Here is a 14,266-nt window from a genome sequence, read left to right as displayed (position 1 = left end):
ACATCGCGGGGCGTTTGAGATTTCAATATGCTAATCAAATTATTAACGAAAGTATTCGGTAGCCGTAACGATCGTACGTTACGTCGTATGCGTAAAGCGGTTGCAGTGATCAATGCCATGGAACCGGAGATGGAAAAACTCTCCGATGACGAACTGAAAGCGAAAACCGGTGAATTCCGTGCGCGTCTGGAAAAAGGCGAAAGCGTGGAGAGTCTAATCCCGGAAGCGTTTGCTGTCGTACGTGAAGCCAGTAAGCGCGTGTTCGGCATGCGTCACTTCGACGTTCAGTTGCTCGGTGGGATGGTCCTTAACGATCGCTGCATCGCGGAAATGCGTACCGGTGAAGGTAAAACTCTGACTGCAACGCTGCCAGCTTACCTGAACGCACTAAGCGGCAAAGGTGTTCACGTGGTTACCGTGAACGACTATCTGGCGCAGCGTGACGCCGAAAACAACCGTCCGCTGTTCGAATTCCTCGGTATGACCGTCGGGATCAACCTGCCGGGTATGCCTGCGCCAGCCAAGCGCGAAGCCTACGCCGCCGACATTACTTACGGCACCAACAACGAATATGGCTTTGACTACCTGCGTGACAACATGGCGTTCAGCCCTGAAGAACGCGTACAGCGTAAACTGCACTATGCGCTGGTGGATGAGGTCGACTCCATCCTCATTGATGAGGCGCGTACGCCGCTGATCATTTCCGGCCCGGCTGAAGACAGCTCGGAAATGTACAAGAAAGTGAACAAAATCATCCCGCACCTGATTCGTCAGGAAAAAGAAGATTCTGACAGCTTCCAGGGTGAAGGTCACTTCTCTGTGGATGAAAAAGCGCGCCAGGTTAACCTGACTGAACGTGGTCTGGTACTGATTGAAGAACTGCTGGTGAAAGAAGGCATCATGGATGAAGGCGAGTCTCTGTACTCTCCGGGCAACATTATGCTAATGCACCACGTGACCGCAGCGCTGCGCGCGCACGCGCTGTTCACCCGGGACGTTGACTACATCGTAAAAGACGGCGAAGTCATCATCGTTGACGAACACACCGGTCGTACCATGCAGGGCCGCCGCTGGTCTGATGGTCTGCACCAGGCTGTTGAAGCGAAAGAGGGCGTGGATATCCAGAACGAGAACCAGACGCTGGCCTCGATCACCTTCCAGAACTACTTCCGTCTGTATGAAAAACTGGCCGGTATGACCGGTACGGCAGATACCGAAGCGTTCGAATTTAGCTCAATCTATAAACTGGATACCGTAGTAGTGCCGACCAACCGTCCGATGATCCGTAAAGATATGCCGGATCTGGTCTACATGACCGAAGCGGAAAAAATTCAGGCCATTATTGAAGATATTAAAGAGCGTACCGCCAATGGTCAGCCGGTACTGGTGGGGACTATCTCCATTGAGAAATCCGAAGTGGTTTCTAACGAACTGACCAAAGCGGGCATCAAGCACAACGTTCTGAACGCAAAATTCCACGCCAACGAAGCGGCCATCGTCGCGCAGGCGGGCTATCCGGCGGCGGTGACCATCGCCACCAACATGGCTGGTCGTGGTACCGATATTGTGCTGGGCGGTAGCTGGCAGGCTGAAGTGGCCGCGCTGGAAAACCCAACGCCAGAACAGATTGCACAGATTAAAGCCGACTGGCAGGTTCGCCACGAAGCGGTGCTGGCGTCCGGAGGTCTGCACATCATCGGTACTGAGCGTCATGAATCTCGCCGTATCGATAACCAGCTGCGTGGTCGTTCCGGTCGTCAGGGTGATGCGGGTTCTTCGCGTTTCTACCTGTCAATGGAAGATGCGTTGATGCGTATTTTTGCCTCTGACCGCGTGTCCGGCATGATGCGTAAACTGGGGATGAAACCGGGTGAGGCCATTGAGCACCCGTGGGTCACCAAAGCGATTGCTAATGCGCAGCGTAAAGTGGAAAGCCGCAACTTCGATATTCGTAAGCAACTGCTGGAATACGATGATGTTGCCAACGATCAGCGTCGTGCGATCTATACCCAGCGTAACGAACTGTTGGATGTAAGCGACGTTAGTGAAACCATCAACAGCATTCGTGAAGACGTGTTCAAAGCCACGATTGATGCCTACATTCCGCCGCAGTCTCTGGAAGAAATGTGGGATATCCCGGGTCTGCAGGAACGCCTGAAAAATGACTTCGATCTGGAGATGCCGATCGCAGAATGGCTGGATAAAGAACCAGAACTGCATGAAGAGACACTGCGTGAGCGTATTCTGGCGCAGGCCATCGACGTGTATCAGCGCAAAGAAGAAGTGGTTGGCGCAGAGATGATGCGTCACTTCGAAAAAGGCGTCATGCTGCAAACGCTTGATTCCCTGTGGAAAGAGCACCTGGCGGCGATGGATTACCTGCGTCAGGGTATCCATCTGCGTGGCTATGCGCAAAAAGATCCGAAGCAGGAATATAAGCGCGAATCCTTCTCGATGTTTGCCTCTATGCTGGAATCACTGAAATACGAAGTGATCAGTACGCTGAGCAAAGTTCAGGTTCGCATGCCGGAAGAAGTTGAAGCCATGGAGCAGCAGCGTCGTGAGGAGGCGGAGCGTTTAGCGCAGATGCAACAGCTAAGCCATCAGGACGACGACAGCGCCGCGGCGGCCGATCTGGCGGCACAAACGGGCGAGCGTAAAGTAGGTCGTAACGATCCGTGCCCGTGTGGTTCTGGTAAAAAATACAAACAGTGCCACGGCCGTCTGAGCTAAGGTCTGCATAATAACGATGTCTGAAGGCGCAGGATACTGCGCCTTTTTTATGGGTACGACAATATGAAAAAACTGAACATCGCAGTCGGGATTATTCGTAATCCGTATAACGAAATCTTTATCACCCAGCGTGCGGCCGACGCGCATATGGCGAATAAACTGGAATTTCCAGGCGGAAAGATTGAGGCCGGAGAGACGCCGGAGCAGGCGCTGAGCCGCGAGCTACAGGAAGAGGTGGGCATTACGCCGGTAGGTGCCACGCTTTTCGAGAAGCTGGAGTATCAGTTTCCGGACAGGCATATCACGCTGTGGTTCTGGCTGGTGGAAAGCTGGAAAGGTGAACCGTGGGGAAAAGAGGGGCAGCCTGGAAAATGGATTGCCGCCGGGATGTTGCAGGCAGAGGATTTCCCTCCGGCGAATGAGTCCGTGATTGCTAAGTTAAAACAAAACCTGTAGGCCGGATGAGGCGACGCCGACGCACGGTGGGGGAGTATGATCCCCCACACCGTCTCTGTTTACTCTTTCGTTTCGCTCCAGTCATCGCTGTCGGAAAGATCGCTGCTGCTGGCAATGCGTTTCTCTTCAGCGGCCCATTCACCTAAATCGATCAACTGACAACGTTTGGAACAAAACGGACGGAATGGACTGACTTCACCCCATACAACCGTTTTGCCACAGGTGGGGCAATTTACGGTGATCGTCTCAGACATCTTAACTCCTTAACAACAGGCCAGTTCGAAATCGAGGCGCTCAGGCACCACTCCATTGTCGCTATCGAGCGGCATAAAACGGATCGCAAAACGGCTCTTGTGGCCGGAAATTTGCGGATAAAGCTGTAAACCCAACGGCAACTGCAGGCGCAGTAAGTCTGCGTCTTCCCCGTTGTCCTGATAAAAGCCATTCAGGCTGGTTTGTTTACGAAACGGTGCTGAGTTGCGAATTAAATCAAGGATCAGAGTCAGCGCCTGATTCAGCGGGTGCAGGCTGGCAAGCCAGCTATCGACCTGCGCATCACGCTGTGCCTGTGGCATATGCAGCCAGATATGCAGCGTCGGTAAATCAAAGCTGCAACAACCGCCGGGAATACTCAGACGCTGGCGGACCAGGGCAATCAGCCGATCCTCACGCAAAAATTGTCCCATGCGCGGCGCGGAAATCAAAATACTGCCGGCCGTTTTTAACTGCTGGCGCAGAGCATCAATACGGCTCTGGTCGACGCCTGGGACTTCTGTCCATGCCTGAAGTTTACGCTGCTGGCGCTCAAGCTCTTTCAGTAATTCTGTACGCACTTCACCACGTTCGAATACGTCCAACAAATCTCCGGCATTGCGAAAGAAATGCAGGGCATCTGAACTCTCTGCAATCGGTAAGCGTGCAGAGAGTTGTTGAACCAAAAACTCAATGCGCAGCCATGTGCGCATCTTCTCATTGAGAGGGTGTTCAAAAAGGACCTGGGTGTGCATTACGGTTTTTCCTGTGAGACAAACTGCGACGCAAGCTGGAGATAACGTGCGTGCAGGCGGGCGACATCCGACATGATGGAATCTGGTGCGCCATTATTATCAATAACATCGTCTGCCACGGCAAGGCGTGCTTCACGCGTCGCCTGAGCAGCGAGAATCTGTTCAACGTGTGCGCGCGTAACGTCATCGCGCTGCATGGTCCGGGCAAGCTGCGTCTCGGGGGTGACATCCACCACGAGTACGCGATTGGCCTGGCGATAAAGGCTGTTTTCAACCAGTAATGGCACCACCCACAGCACATATGCAGACGTTGCCTGTTGCAACTGACGTTGGGTCTCCTGCTGGATGAGCGGATGAAGCAAGGCACTGAGCCAGGCCTTCTCTTGCGGATCAGCAAAAATCCGTTCGCGAAGCAGTCGACGATGCAGCGTGCCGTCTGCGGCAATCAGTTCAGGGCCAAAATGCGCCGCAATCGCATCCAGCGCAGGCTTGCCCGGTTCGACCACCTGGCGGGCAATAATATCGGCGTCAATTATCTGAATTCCGAGGTCAGCAAAGGCATTCGCAACGGTGCTTTTACCACTGCCAATGCCGCCAGTTAAGGCTACTGTATACCTCATAAGCTCGGTTCCCGGGAATTCATTATGATAATCAATTGGTTGAAAGTTGAACGTACACTGGCGATGATGACTCTGGGCGTGCCCGCTATTCGCCAGGTAAATTTATGGGATTGTAGCGTAAAAAAAGAGAATTTCGCAGTCTTGCGCGGCATTGATTAGTGCGTATGATAGCGTCACTGGAGTTGCGCTCTCATACTAATAGCCCTTAACCCCAGGAATCCGCACATGCGTATTGAAGAAGATCTGAAGTTAGGTTTTAAAGACGTTCTTATCCGCCCTAAGCGTTCTACCCTTAAAAGTCGTTCCGATGTTGAGCTGGAACGTCAATTCACCTTTAAACATTCAGGTCAGACCTGGTCCGGCGTACCTATTATTGCTGCCAACATGGATACCGTCGGGACATTTGCGATGGCAACGGCTCTTGCCTCTTTCGATGTGCTGACCGCCGTTCATAAGCATTACACCGTTGAAGACTGGACGGCTTTTGTGAGCACGGCATCAGCCGATGTACTCAAGCACGTCATGGTCTCTACCGGTACGTCCGATGCGGATTTCGAGAAGACCAAACAGATTCTGGCGCTGGATCCGGCACTGAACTTTGTCTGCATCGATGTTGCCAATGGCTACTCCGAACACTTTGTTCAGTTCGTGTCGAAAGCGCGTGAAGCCTGGCCGACCAAAACCATCTGCGCCGGTAATGTGGTCACGGGCGAAATGTGTGAGGAACTGGTTCTGTCTGGCGCGGATATCGTTAAAGTCGGTATTGGTCCGGGCTCTGTCTGCACTACGCGTGTGAAAACCGGTGTTGGTTATCCGCAACTGTCTGCGGTGATCGAGTGTGCTGATGCGGCGCACGGTCTGGGTGGGATGATTGTCAGCGATGGCGGTTGTACCATGCCTGGTGATGTGGCGAAAGCATTCGGTGGCGGCGCTGATTTCGTGATGCTTGGCGGTATGCTGGCTGGCCACGAAGAGAGTGGCGGTAAAATCGTTGAAGAAAACGGCGAAAAATTCATGCTGTTCTACGGCATGAGCTCTGAATCCGCCATGACCCGTCATGTCGGCGGCGTTGCGCAGTATCGCGCTGCGGAAGGGAAAACCGTCAAGCTGCCGCTGCGTGGCCCGGTGGAGAACACCGCGCGTGATATTCTCGGCGGCCTGCGTTCAGCCTGTACCTACGTCGGTGCCTCTCGTTTGAAAGAGCTGACCAAACGTACGACGTTTATCCGGGTTCAGGAACAAGAAAACCGCGTTTTCAATAGCCTGTAACCCTCCCCAGGAACTGGCGCTGCATGGAGCGCCAGTTCTGCTGTCGACTTCCTTCGTTATCCCACGCCACTCATCGCATCGCCCAGATGGAAAATCGGTAAATACATCGCCACGACCAGTGTGCCGATGATAAGCCCTGTAATCACCAGCAGCGCGGGTTCCAGTAGTGCCGCCAGGTTGTCAGCCATCGCCTGGGTATGTTCATCATGATGACGGGCAAGGTTGCGCAACATGATATCCAGCGAGCCAGAGGCTTCTCCGGTCCTGACCAGTTGCAGACATAATGGGCTAAATTCTTCCGCATTTTTGAGTGCCTGCCAGACGGGCACACCGGTACTGATATCGTGCTGTACCTGTGCCAGGCGCAGTGCCCAGTAAGGGCACTGAATCGTCTCTTTCACGCTCTCAAGCGCGGGTAAAAATGCGATCCCCGCCGTCTGCGTTAGCGCGAGGATGGTAAAAATTTGTGTGAGCTTCTGACCCCTTATCAACTGGCCCATCACGGGCATGCGGAGTAATCCTCTCTGGCGCAGCATTTGCCAGCCGGGCTTTCGGCTCAGCAGGCTGTTGGTTGCAATTAGCATGACGAGCATCAGGACAATCAGCCCACTCCAGCGTTGACTCCAGTCGGCAAACGCGATGATCCCCTGAGTGAGAGCAGGTAGCGGCGTGTTAAAGGTCCGGTAAATGGCGGCAAATTCAGGCAGGACAAAGTGGAGCATCGCCACCACCACCATGACCGCCATCGTTAAAATAATGATGGGGTAGCGCAGTGCTTTTTTGACCTTATCGGTTAACTGTTTTTGCGCCTTCTGCTGCCGGGCGAGTTCAAAGCAGCATTCATCCAGTTTCCCGGTTAGCTCTCCGGTGCGTATCATCGCCTGATACAGCGGTGGAAACACGTCAGGCCACTGTGCCAGCGCGCTGGAGAGCGGCGTACCGTGTTCCAGTTCGTTTGCAAGGCTCCCTAACAGGGCTTGCCACTGCTTGCTCGGTTGCTGTCCGGCAAGCAATTCCAGCCCTTCAGACAGCGTTAGCCCCGCTTTTAGCAGCGTCGCGAGCTGGTGAATCACTTCCGTGGATTTGTCATGGCGCCAGAGCGCACGCTTTACGCGTAAGGATTTCACGCGCAAAGGTATTATCTGATGCTGTTCAAGTTCCTGCATCAACACGAGTCGGTTTTCCGCCCAACGAGTTCCCTCTCCGGGCAGGCCATCGTGATTCATTCCCTGCCAGTACCACAGCTTTTTAGTGATCATCTGGCATACCCAGAATGCGCACCAGTTCCTCAAACGTCGTCAGCCCTTGATCGACGGCGCGGCATCCGCTTTCAAAGAGTGTGCTCATTCCTGCCTGTTTTGCATGGGCTTCCAGCGTTGCGACTGAGGCGTCGTTGGCAATCTGATGACGCAGTTCAGCGGTGATCGCAAGTAATTCAAACAACGCCGCACGACCATAGAAGCCGTGATAGCAGTGTTCGCAGCCAACCGCCTGCCAGCGGGGTAGCGGCGTTGGGTACCATGCGGGCGGTAAGCGAAGGGGATCGTCACTCAGCCGTCGACAGTGCGGACACAGTTTTCTGACTAGCCGCTGCGCGACCACTAAGGTTAACGCGGAAGAGAGCATCCAGCGCGCCACCCCCATCTGCTGTAAGCGTACCAGCGCTTCGCAGGTTGAGTTGGTATGCAGCGTGGAAAGCACCAGATGCCCGGTCTGTGCGGCCTTAATAGCAATTTCTGCGGTTTCGCCGTCGCGGATCTCACCTACCATGATGACATCCGGATCCTGGCGTAGCAGTGCCCGCAATACGCCTTGAAAGGTCAGCCCGGCACGGGGATGGATCTGCGTCTGATTGATACCGTCGAGGGGAATCTCCACCGGATCCTCAACACTGCACAGATTCACCTCCGGTGCGTTTCGCGTTTGCAGCGCGCTATAAAGCGTTACCGTTTTACCGCTACCCGTGGGGCCAGTGACGAGGATCAGCCCCTGAGGTTGTTGCAGGGCGTGGAGGAAGGCAGAGAGTTGCGTGTCGTGCATACCCAGCATGCAGGCATCCAGTGCCTGATTTACCTGATGCAGCAACCGTAGCACTACCTTTTCGCCATAACGACAGGGAAGGGTGGCGATACGAAACGAGACGGCAGCGCCGTTCAACTCAATGGTAAATTGCCCGTCCTGCGGCAAGCGGTGTTCCGCGATATCCAGATGGCTTAACACTTTTAAACGTGCTGTCAGGGCGATACCGGTCTCTTTGGCGATATTGGGTAAGCCATGTAGCACGCCGTCCACGCGTAAGCGGAGACGGACGTAATGCTCTGCAGGTTCTATGTGGATATCTGAGGCCCGTTTCGCCAGCGCGCTTTGTAATGTGTTATCCAGTAAAACCGCCGCGCTGACGCTGCTCTCAGGCACCACGGACGGCAGCGCGGGTGAGGCGTGATGCTGGTGTTGCTCCATTTGCTGGCGCGTCCAGCAGGCAATCTCAATGCGGCGAGTCGTGGCAAAATGCAGGGCGTCCAGCAGTTCATGAGAAGGGGCATCTTCGACGGCAATGTGTACCACATCGTTATTGGCATCAAGTAATATCCCCTGGTAGCGCTGGCACAGCGCGCTGAGTTGCGTCGTGTTCATGGCGCTTCCTTAATGGCTATCGAAGCGAAAGACGTCTTCGCAGGCCTGTTTTAACGCGCTGTCATTCTGGATGTTGCAGTTACGCGTCCAGCCCGTAATGCCTTCTGCTTTGTCCCACCCAGGGGTCATGATGACGCTAAGCCCGTTCAGGCTTTCCTGACCAGTAAGCGAAACCACCCCATTTTCGACGCTCATTCCTGAGACATAGCGCGTTGTTGTGGGAGAGGGAATCCCGTTGACGCTTGCGTCGCAGGTGTCTGTGCCACCCTGCTCCAGGGCGCAGAGTTCGACGGCAGTGCGGTAGGGGACAAAGGTTTGCAGCATATCCGTTAGCGCCGCTTTGCGCAGATAGTTCTGATAGGCCGGAATGCCGATGGCGCTGAGGATGGCAATAATGCCGATCACCACCATCAGTTCAATAAGGGTAAATCCGCGTTGTTTATCCATTGTTCGCTCCTTGAGTGAGTGGACGTCACTTTGGCAAACGCCGGTACGCCAGGCGAGCAGCAAAAAATGAATCGGGAAGGCGGGTTCAGAAGAATATTATCGGTTTGCAGTCGCAAGCAATGAGATTGCGAGGCTCGACGAGGATTTTAGCGATTGAAAGGAATAAACAGGCCCGATAAGCAGCGCGTTATCAGGCCGTATAATGATTACGCGTTAGCGAAGCGCATGGACAGGTCCAGCGCCCGGAGATGCTTGGTTAGCGCACCCACGGAGATAAAATCGACGCCAGTTTCGGCAAATTCCCGCAGCGTTTCGTTGGTCACGTTGCCGGAAACTTCCAGGCGCGCCTGGCCGTTGGTCCGTTTTACCGCCTCACGCATCTGTTCCGTTTCAAAGTTGTCCAGCATGATGATGTCGGCACCGGCTTTCAGCGCGTCGTCCAGTTCATCGAGGTTTTCCACTTCGACTTCTACAGGCACATCCGGATGCAGCCAGAAGGCTTTCTCCACCGCCTGCCGCACGGAACCAGACGCAATAATGTGGTTCTCTTTGATCAGGAAGGCATCCGAAAGCCCCAGGCGATGATTCGCGCCACCGCCGCAGAGTACGGCATATTTCAGCGCGGTACGCAGCCCAGGCAGGGTTTTACGTGTATCCAACAGTTGGGTCTTTGTGCCCTCCAGGATATCAACGTACTTACGCACTTCGCTGGCGACACCTGACAGGGTCTGCACGAAGTTCAGCGCGGTACGCTCGCCGGTCAGTAACACGCGCGAGGGACCGTCCAGCTCAAACAGCGGTTGGTTCGCCTTGATGCTGTCGCCGTCTTCGACGTGCCAGGTGATGCTGACATCGTCGCCAGCCAGTTGAATAAAGACCTCTTCAACCCAGCGTTTGCCACAAAAAACACCGTCTTCACGGGTGATGACCGTGGCATGAGAACGGCTGTTCTCCGGTAAAAGTTGAGCCGTAATATCGTTGCTGGCATCCACTTCACCGCCTAAATCTTCGCGCAGCGCCTGGGCGACAACGTTTGGGATATCCAGGTTAATGCGTTCCAACAGCGCGTCACGTCGGTAGTCAGGGTTATAGCGGCGAGGCGGCATGATAAAACTCCAAATTGCTAACGAATCATAAGGTAGAAACATGCTACTCTGAAGCGGCTATAAGCACCACTCAAAAGGAGATTCAGCATGTTGTTAGACAAGGGCTGGCTGGCGGAAGCGCGACGCGTTCCTTCTCCGCACCACGATTGCCGCCCGGATGATGAAGTCCCTTCTTTACTGGTGGTGCACAATATCAGCCTGCCGCCCGGCGAGTTTGGCGGTCCGTGGATTGACGCACTATTCACTGGAACAATTGATCCCAATGCCCATCCTTTTTTTGCCGAAATCGCGCATCTTCGCGTTTCCGCTCATTGTCTGATTCGCCGTGATGGCGAAATCGTTCAGTATGTTCCTTTTGATAAGCGAGCATGGCATGCCGGCGTGTCGAATTATCATGGACGTGAGCGCTGCAATGATTTTTCGATTGGTATTGAGCTGGAAGGGACCGATACGCTGGCTTACACCGATGCCCAGTATCAACAACTGGCTGCCATCACGCGTGCATTAATAAAGATTTACCCGGCCGTTGCCGAAAACATAACCGGACACTGTGATATTGCGCCTGAGCGTAAGACCGATCCCGGTCCGGCTTTTGACTGGGCAAAGTTTCGCGCCCTGGTCACCGCCTCGTCAGATAAGGAGATGACATGACGCTATTTACGACATTACTGGTGCTGCTTGTCGAGCGCCTGTTTAAGCTGGGCGAACACTGGCAGTTCGATCACCGTTTAGAAACTTTTTTCCGCCGGGTCAAACGCTTCTCGATGGCGCGTACGCTCGGGATGATGATCATCGCAATGGTGGTCACATTCCTGTTGCTGCGAGCGCTCGATGGACTGCTGTTTAATGTGCCAACGATTGTGGCGTGGATCCTGATTGGGTTGCTGTGCATTGGCGCGGGCAAAGTGCGGATGCACTATCACGCTTACCTTAACGCGGCGTCGCGCGATGATGCGCATGCCCGAACGGCGATGGCCAGCGAACTAACGTTGATTCATGGCGTTCCACCGGATTGCAATGAGCGTGAGTTTTTGCGTGAACTGCAAAATGCGCTGCTGTGGATTAACTTCCGTTTCTATATCGCGCCGCTGTTCTGGCTGATCGTCGGTGGTCCATGTGGACCGGTACTGCTGGTGGGCTATGCCTTCCTGCGTTCGTGGCAGTCCTGGCTGGCGCGTTACCAGACGCCGCATGAGCGCTTACAGTCCGGCATCGATGCCATTCTTCATGTTCTGGACTGGATCCCGGTGCGTCTGGCGGGCGTGGTGTATGCCCTGATCGGTCATGGAGAAAAAGCGTTGCCCGCGTGGTTTGCCTCTCTGGCGGATCTGCGTACTTCGCAATATCAGGTGTTAACACGCCTGGCGCAGTTCTCGCTGGCGCGTGAGTCGCATACCGATAAGGTTGAAACGCCGAAAGCGGCGGTTTCCATGGCAAAGAAAACGTCGTTTGCCTTAGTGGTGGTGATCGCCGTGCTCACCATTTATGGCACGTTGATTTAACGTCCTGGCAGGACGCCCGGTAAGTAGCCTGTTACCGGGCAATGATGTCAAAGCGTATCTGCGGGCGGAATGCCGAAGTCTGGCATTCCGTGGTCATCCCAGTGAATCAGCTTCAGACGGGTATGCCGATTGGGATCGTAGAGCGGATCGCCTTCAATTTCGGTGTAGTTACGCGCGTGGTACACCAGCACGTCATCACCTTCCGGTGTTTGGGTAAAGCTGTTGTGCCCGGGTCCATACTGGCGATTTTCATTGCTGGTGGTAAACACCGGCCGCGGGGATTTATGCCAGTTTGCCGGATTCAGCGGATCGGCGTGAATATCAATCCATAACAGTCCCATGCAGTAATTTTCATCCGTGGCGCTGGCGGAGTAGCTGATAAACAGCCTGTCACCGTGGGTTAATACTGCCGGACCTTCATTGACCCAAAAACCCCGACACTCCCAGTCGTACTCCGGTTTGCTGAGCATCACCGGCTGGCCTTTAATCGTCCAGGGATTTTCCAACTCCGCCAGATAAATGTTGGAGTTACCGGCGATATCTGGGGATTTTTGCGCCCACAGATACCACTGTTTTCCCTGATGGTGGAATGTTGTGGCATCGAGTGCAAAGGTATCAAACGGTGTTTTCACTTGACCCTTTTCGACCCAGTTGCCGGTGAGCGGATCGGGATCTGTACACTCCAGCGCGTACATCCGATGCTGAAACATGCCCAGTTTGTCGAGCGCCTGAGTATGCGCGGCGGCAAAGTAGATGACCCATCTACCATCGAGGTGATGAATTTCCGGTGCCCAGATCAGCTCGCTCATCGGGCCGTGTTCGGGTTTGCGCCAGACGACAACGGGTGACGCTGTACGTAATCCTTCCAGCGAATCCGCCCGCCGGATTTCCAGTCGGTCGTACTCTGGCACTGAGGCAATAAAGTAATAGTCGCTGCCGTCGCGCAGGATAAACGGATCGGCGCGTTGTTCAATAAACGGGTTAGGCCAGTTTTGCATCAGGCTTTCCTTACGGTTTCAGTGGCTTTCAGTTCCTGATAATCATTGAGTTCGCGGTAGTTAGCGCGGCGTTTTTCCAGATCGTCCTGAATCTGTTTCATCAGTTCGCGGTCGACTTTCAACAGACGTACTACGCCGGCGGTAATCAGATAGCCGACTCCCGGAATCACGGTAAAGAGCAGCATGATGCCGTTGATCGCGGAGTCGCTTTGCGCTTTCGCCCCGGCATCGTAGCCGTACCACGAGAGCAGAAAGCCAACCATCGCCCCGGCAATCGCCAGACCGAGTTTCAGGAAGAACAGGTTGCCGGAAAAGCTTATGCCGGTAATGCGCTTGCCGGTTTTCCATTCGCCGTAGTCGTCAACGTCTGCCATCAGCGACCAGTGCAGCGGCGACGGGATTTGGTGCAAAATGTTAAGCAGGAAGTAGAGCACGACAATCATCATCGTGGCTTTGGGATCGAAGAAGTAAAACGCGCAGGAGAAAAGGGCCAGCGCGATGTTGGTCCAGAAGAAAACCTTTAGCTTGCACCAGCGGTCGGTCAGCACTTTCGCCAACACGCTACCGATCATCATGCCGACCACGCCGAGACTGATAAAGATCGTGGCGAAATGGGTGCTTTGTCCCATGACCCAGGTGACGTAGTACATGGTTGCCGCCATACGGATAAAGCCCGGGCAGACGTTGCACAGCGTCAGCAGCAGTATGCGTACCCACTGGTCGTTCTTCCACACGTCTTTGAAGTCGTTTTTCATGTCATCGTGCGTGGGAACGGCAGGGCGCACACGTTCACGAACGGTGGCAAAGCAGAACAGGAACATACACATGCCGATAATGGCCAGCACGGTCATCGCCAGTTGATAGCCCTTCGCTTTATTATCGCCGCCAAACCAGTCGACCATTGGCAGTAGAGTGAGCGACAGCAGCAACGTCGCGATACCGACCAGTACAAAGCGATAAGACTGGCAGGCCACGCGTTCTTTCGGATCGTTGGTGATCACGCCGCCCAATGAGCAATAAGGAATGTTGATCGCCGTGTAGGTAATCGACAGCAGGAAGTATGTGACAAACGCATAGATAACCTTGCTGCTATAAGTCCACTCCGGGGTGGTGAACATCAGAATGCTGAACAGCGCGTAAGGGAAGGCAATCCACAGTAACCATGGACGAAAACGGCCATATTTGCTTTGGGTTCGGTCAGCAATAGCGCCCATAATGGGGTCAGTAACGGCGTCGATAACGCGTACTGACAGTAATAACACCCCTACCAGAGCCGGGGCGAGACCAAAAACATCCGTATAAAAATAGTTAACAAACAGCATGATAGCGCCAAAGATGATGTTGCATCCGGCATCGCCCATGCCATAACCAATCTTTTCTCTTACCGACAGCTTACCTGTATCCATTGAGATGTCTCCCCATCAAGGTGATGGAAAGAATTATTCGTCTGTAAGCCTTTAATTGCGTTGCAGGATAGCGCCGCTGATATGGACG

General features: G+C 54.1%; 14 protein-coding genes. 5 read left to right on the top strand and 9 right to left on the bottom strand.

Translation table 11 applies throughout. The annotated features are described in order from the left end of the window. The first annotated feature begins 27 nt into the window (after window positions 1-27). Together secA and mutT are read left to right on the top strand one after the other, a co-directional pair. Entirely contained in the window at window positions 28-2,733 is a 2,706-nt protein-coding gene (gene secA, locus JTI98_RS00660) for a preprotein translocase subunit SecA (RefSeq protein ID WP_042997929.1), read from the top strand. Between the two features lie 63 nt (window positions 2,734-2,796). Further along, entirely contained in the window at window positions 2,797-3,189 is a 393-nt protein-coding gene (gene mutT / locus JTI98_RS00655; RefSeq protein ID WP_216081805.1) for an 8-oxo-dGTP diphosphatase MutT, read from the top strand. A 59-nt stretch (window positions 3,190-3,248) separates the two neighbouring features. On the opposite strand, the gene yacG is transcribed toward mutT, so the two are convergent. Genes yacG through coaE form a run of 3 tightly spaced genes read right to left on the bottom strand, consistent with a single transcriptional unit; the run spans window position 3,249 to window position 4,816 of the window. Next, window positions 3,249-3,443 (bottom strand): DNA gyrase inhibitor YacG, encoded by a 195-nt coding sequence (gene yacG / locus JTI98_RS00650; protein WP_042997927.1) that lies wholly within the window; start codon window positions 3,441-3,443, stop codon window positions 3,249-3,251. Window positions 3,444-3,452: 9 nt separating this feature from the next. After that, a complete protein-coding gene (gene zapD / locus JTI98_RS00645) occupies window positions 3,453-4,196 on the bottom strand; it encodes a cell division protein ZapD (RefSeq protein ID WP_216081804.1) in 744 nt (247 codons plus the stop codon). Next, on the bottom strand, window positions 4,196-4,816 hold the full coding sequence (gene coaE, locus JTI98_RS00640; RefSeq protein WP_216081803.1) for a dephospho-CoA kinase: 621 nt from the start codon (window positions 4,814-4,816) through the stop codon (window positions 4,196-4,198). The genes zapD and coaE overlap by 1 nt, the downstream gene beginning before the upstream one ends. Before the next feature lie 225 nt (window positions 4,817-5,041). On the opposite strand from coaE, the gene JTI98_RS00635 reads away from it, so the two are divergent. Beyond that, window positions 5,042-6,085, top strand: a complete 1,044-nt coding sequence (locus JTI98_RS00635; RefSeq protein ID WP_044328828.1) for a GMP reductase — start codon at window positions 5,042-5,044, stop codon at window positions 6,083-6,085. 56 nt (window positions 6,086-6,141) lie between these two features. On the opposite strand, the gene hofC is transcribed toward JTI98_RS00635, so the two are convergent. From hofC to nadC, 4 genes are all read right to left on the bottom strand, one after another. Continuing rightward, window positions 6,142-7,344: a protein transport protein HofC gene (gene hofC, locus JTI98_RS00630; RefSeq protein ID WP_058587644.1), complete on the bottom strand. Its 1,203-nt coding sequence runs from the start codon at window positions 7,342-7,344 to the stop codon at window positions 6,142-6,144. Next, window positions 7,334-8,719, bottom strand: coding sequence for a type II secretion system protein GspE (gene gspE, locus JTI98_RS00625; RefSeq protein ID WP_216081802.1), 1,386 nt, complete (start codon window positions 8,717-8,719; stop codon window positions 7,334-7,336). The genes hofC and gspE overlap by 11 nt, the downstream gene beginning before the upstream one ends. A 9-nt stretch (window positions 8,720-8,728) precedes the next feature. Further along, complete coding sequence (ppdD, locus tag JTI98_RS00620; protein WP_216081801.1) at window positions 8,729-9,166, bottom strand: prepilin peptidase-dependent pilin; 438 nt, start codon at window positions 9,164-9,166, stop codon at window positions 8,729-8,731. A 206-nt stretch (window positions 9,167-9,372) separates the two neighbouring features. Next, the gene (gene nadC, locus JTI98_RS00615; protein ID WP_044326651.1) at window positions 9,373-10,272 is read right to left on the bottom strand and encodes a carboxylating nicotinate-nucleotide diphosphorylase; all 900 of its coding nucleotides are present in this window, start codon (window positions 10,270-10,272) and stop codon (window positions 9,373-9,375) included. Window positions 10,273-10,359: 87 nt separating this feature from the next. Between nadC and ampD the strand changes: the two genes are divergently transcribed. Beyond that, window positions 10,360-10,923, top strand: a complete 564-nt coding sequence (gene ampD, locus JTI98_RS00610) for a 1,6-anhydro-N-acetylmuramyl-L-alanine amidase AmpD (RefSeq protein WP_044326650.1) — start codon at window positions 10,360-10,362, stop codon at window positions 10,921-10,923. After that, a complete protein-coding gene (gene ampE, locus JTI98_RS00605) occupies window positions 10,920-11,774 on the top strand; it encodes a beta-lactamase regulator AmpE (protein WP_044255451.1) in 855 nt (284 codons plus the stop codon). The genes ampD and ampE overlap by 4 nt, the downstream gene beginning before the upstream one ends. A gap of 47 nt (window positions 11,775-11,821) precedes the next feature. On the opposite strand, the gene JTI98_RS00600 is transcribed toward ampE, so the two are convergent. Continuing rightward, window positions 11,822-12,772 (bottom strand): family 43 glycosylhydrolase, encoded by a 951-nt coding sequence (locus tag JTI98_RS00600; protein WP_042997917.1) that lies wholly within the window; start codon window positions 12,770-12,772, stop codon window positions 11,822-11,824. After that, on the bottom strand, window positions 12,772-14,178 hold the full coding sequence (locus JTI98_RS00595) for a glycoside-pentoside-hexuronide (GPH):cation symporter (RefSeq protein ID WP_044267419.1): 1,407 nt from the start codon (window positions 14,176-14,178) through the stop codon (window positions 12,772-12,774). Before JTI98_RS00595 ends, JTI98_RS00600 begins: the two co-directional genes overlap by 1 nt. Window positions 14,179-14,266 lie beyond the last annotated feature (88 nt).

It is taken from the genome of Citrobacter sp. MGH 55 (assembly GCF_016906145.1).
Taxonomy (GTDB): domain Bacteria; phylum Pseudomonadota; class Gammaproteobacteria; order Enterobacterales; family Enterobacteriaceae; genus Citrobacter_A; species Citrobacter_A amalonaticus.
Note: the sequence above shows the minus strand (reverse complement) of the source record. Positions and strands in the feature narration are given on the sequence as shown.

Excerpts from the sequence above, each read along its gene's own strand:
- secA (WP_042997929.1), top strand. The coding sequence starts at position 28 with ATGCTAATCAAATTATTAACGAAAGTATTCGGTAGCCGTAACGATCGT.
- mutT (WP_216081805.1), top strand. The coding sequence starts at position 2,797 with ATGAAAAAACTGAACATCGCAGTCGGGATTATTCGTAATCCGTATAAC.
- yacG (WP_042997927.1), bottom strand. The coding sequence starts at position 3,443 with ATGTCTGAGACGATCACCGTAAATTGCCCCACCTGTGGCAAAACGGTT.
- zapD (WP_216081804.1), bottom strand. The coding sequence starts at position 4,196 with ATGCACACCCAGGTCCTTTTTGAACACCCTCTCAATGAGAAGATGCGC.
- coaE (WP_216081803.1), bottom strand. The coding sequence starts at position 4,816 with ATGAGGTATACAGTAGCCTTAACTGGCGGCATTGGCAGTGGTAAAAGC.
- JTI98_RS00635 (WP_044328828.1), top strand. The coding sequence starts at position 5,042 with ATGCGTATTGAAGAAGATCTGAAGTTAGGTTTTAAAGACGTTCTTATC.
- hofC (WP_058587644.1), bottom strand. The coding sequence starts at position 7,344 with ATGATCACTAAAAAGCTGTGGTACTGGCAGGGAATGAATCACGATGGC.
- gspE (WP_216081802.1), bottom strand. The coding sequence starts at position 8,719 with ATGAACACGACGCAACTCAGCGCGCTGTGCCAGCGCTACCAGGGGATA.
- ppdD (WP_216081801.1), bottom strand. The coding sequence starts at position 9,166 with ATGGATAAACAACGCGGATTTACCCTTATTGAACTGATGGTGGTGATC.
- nadC (WP_044326651.1), bottom strand. The coding sequence starts at position 10,272 with ATGCCGCCTCGCCGCTATAACCCTGACTACCGACGTGACGCGCTGTTG.
- ampD (WP_044326650.1), top strand. The coding sequence starts at position 10,360 with ATGTTGTTAGACAAGGGCTGGCTGGCGGAAGCGCGACGCGTTCCTTCT.
- ampE (WP_044255451.1), top strand. The coding sequence starts at position 10,920 with ATGACGCTATTTACGACATTACTGGTGCTGCTTGTCGAGCGCCTGTTT.
- JTI98_RS00600 (WP_042997917.1), bottom strand. The coding sequence starts at position 12,772 with ATGCAAAACTGGCCTAACCCGTTTATTGAACAACGCGCCGATCCGTTT.
- JTI98_RS00595 (WP_044267419.1), bottom strand. The coding sequence starts at position 14,178 with ATGGATACAGGTAAGCTGTCGGTAAGAGAAAAGATTGGTTATGGCATG.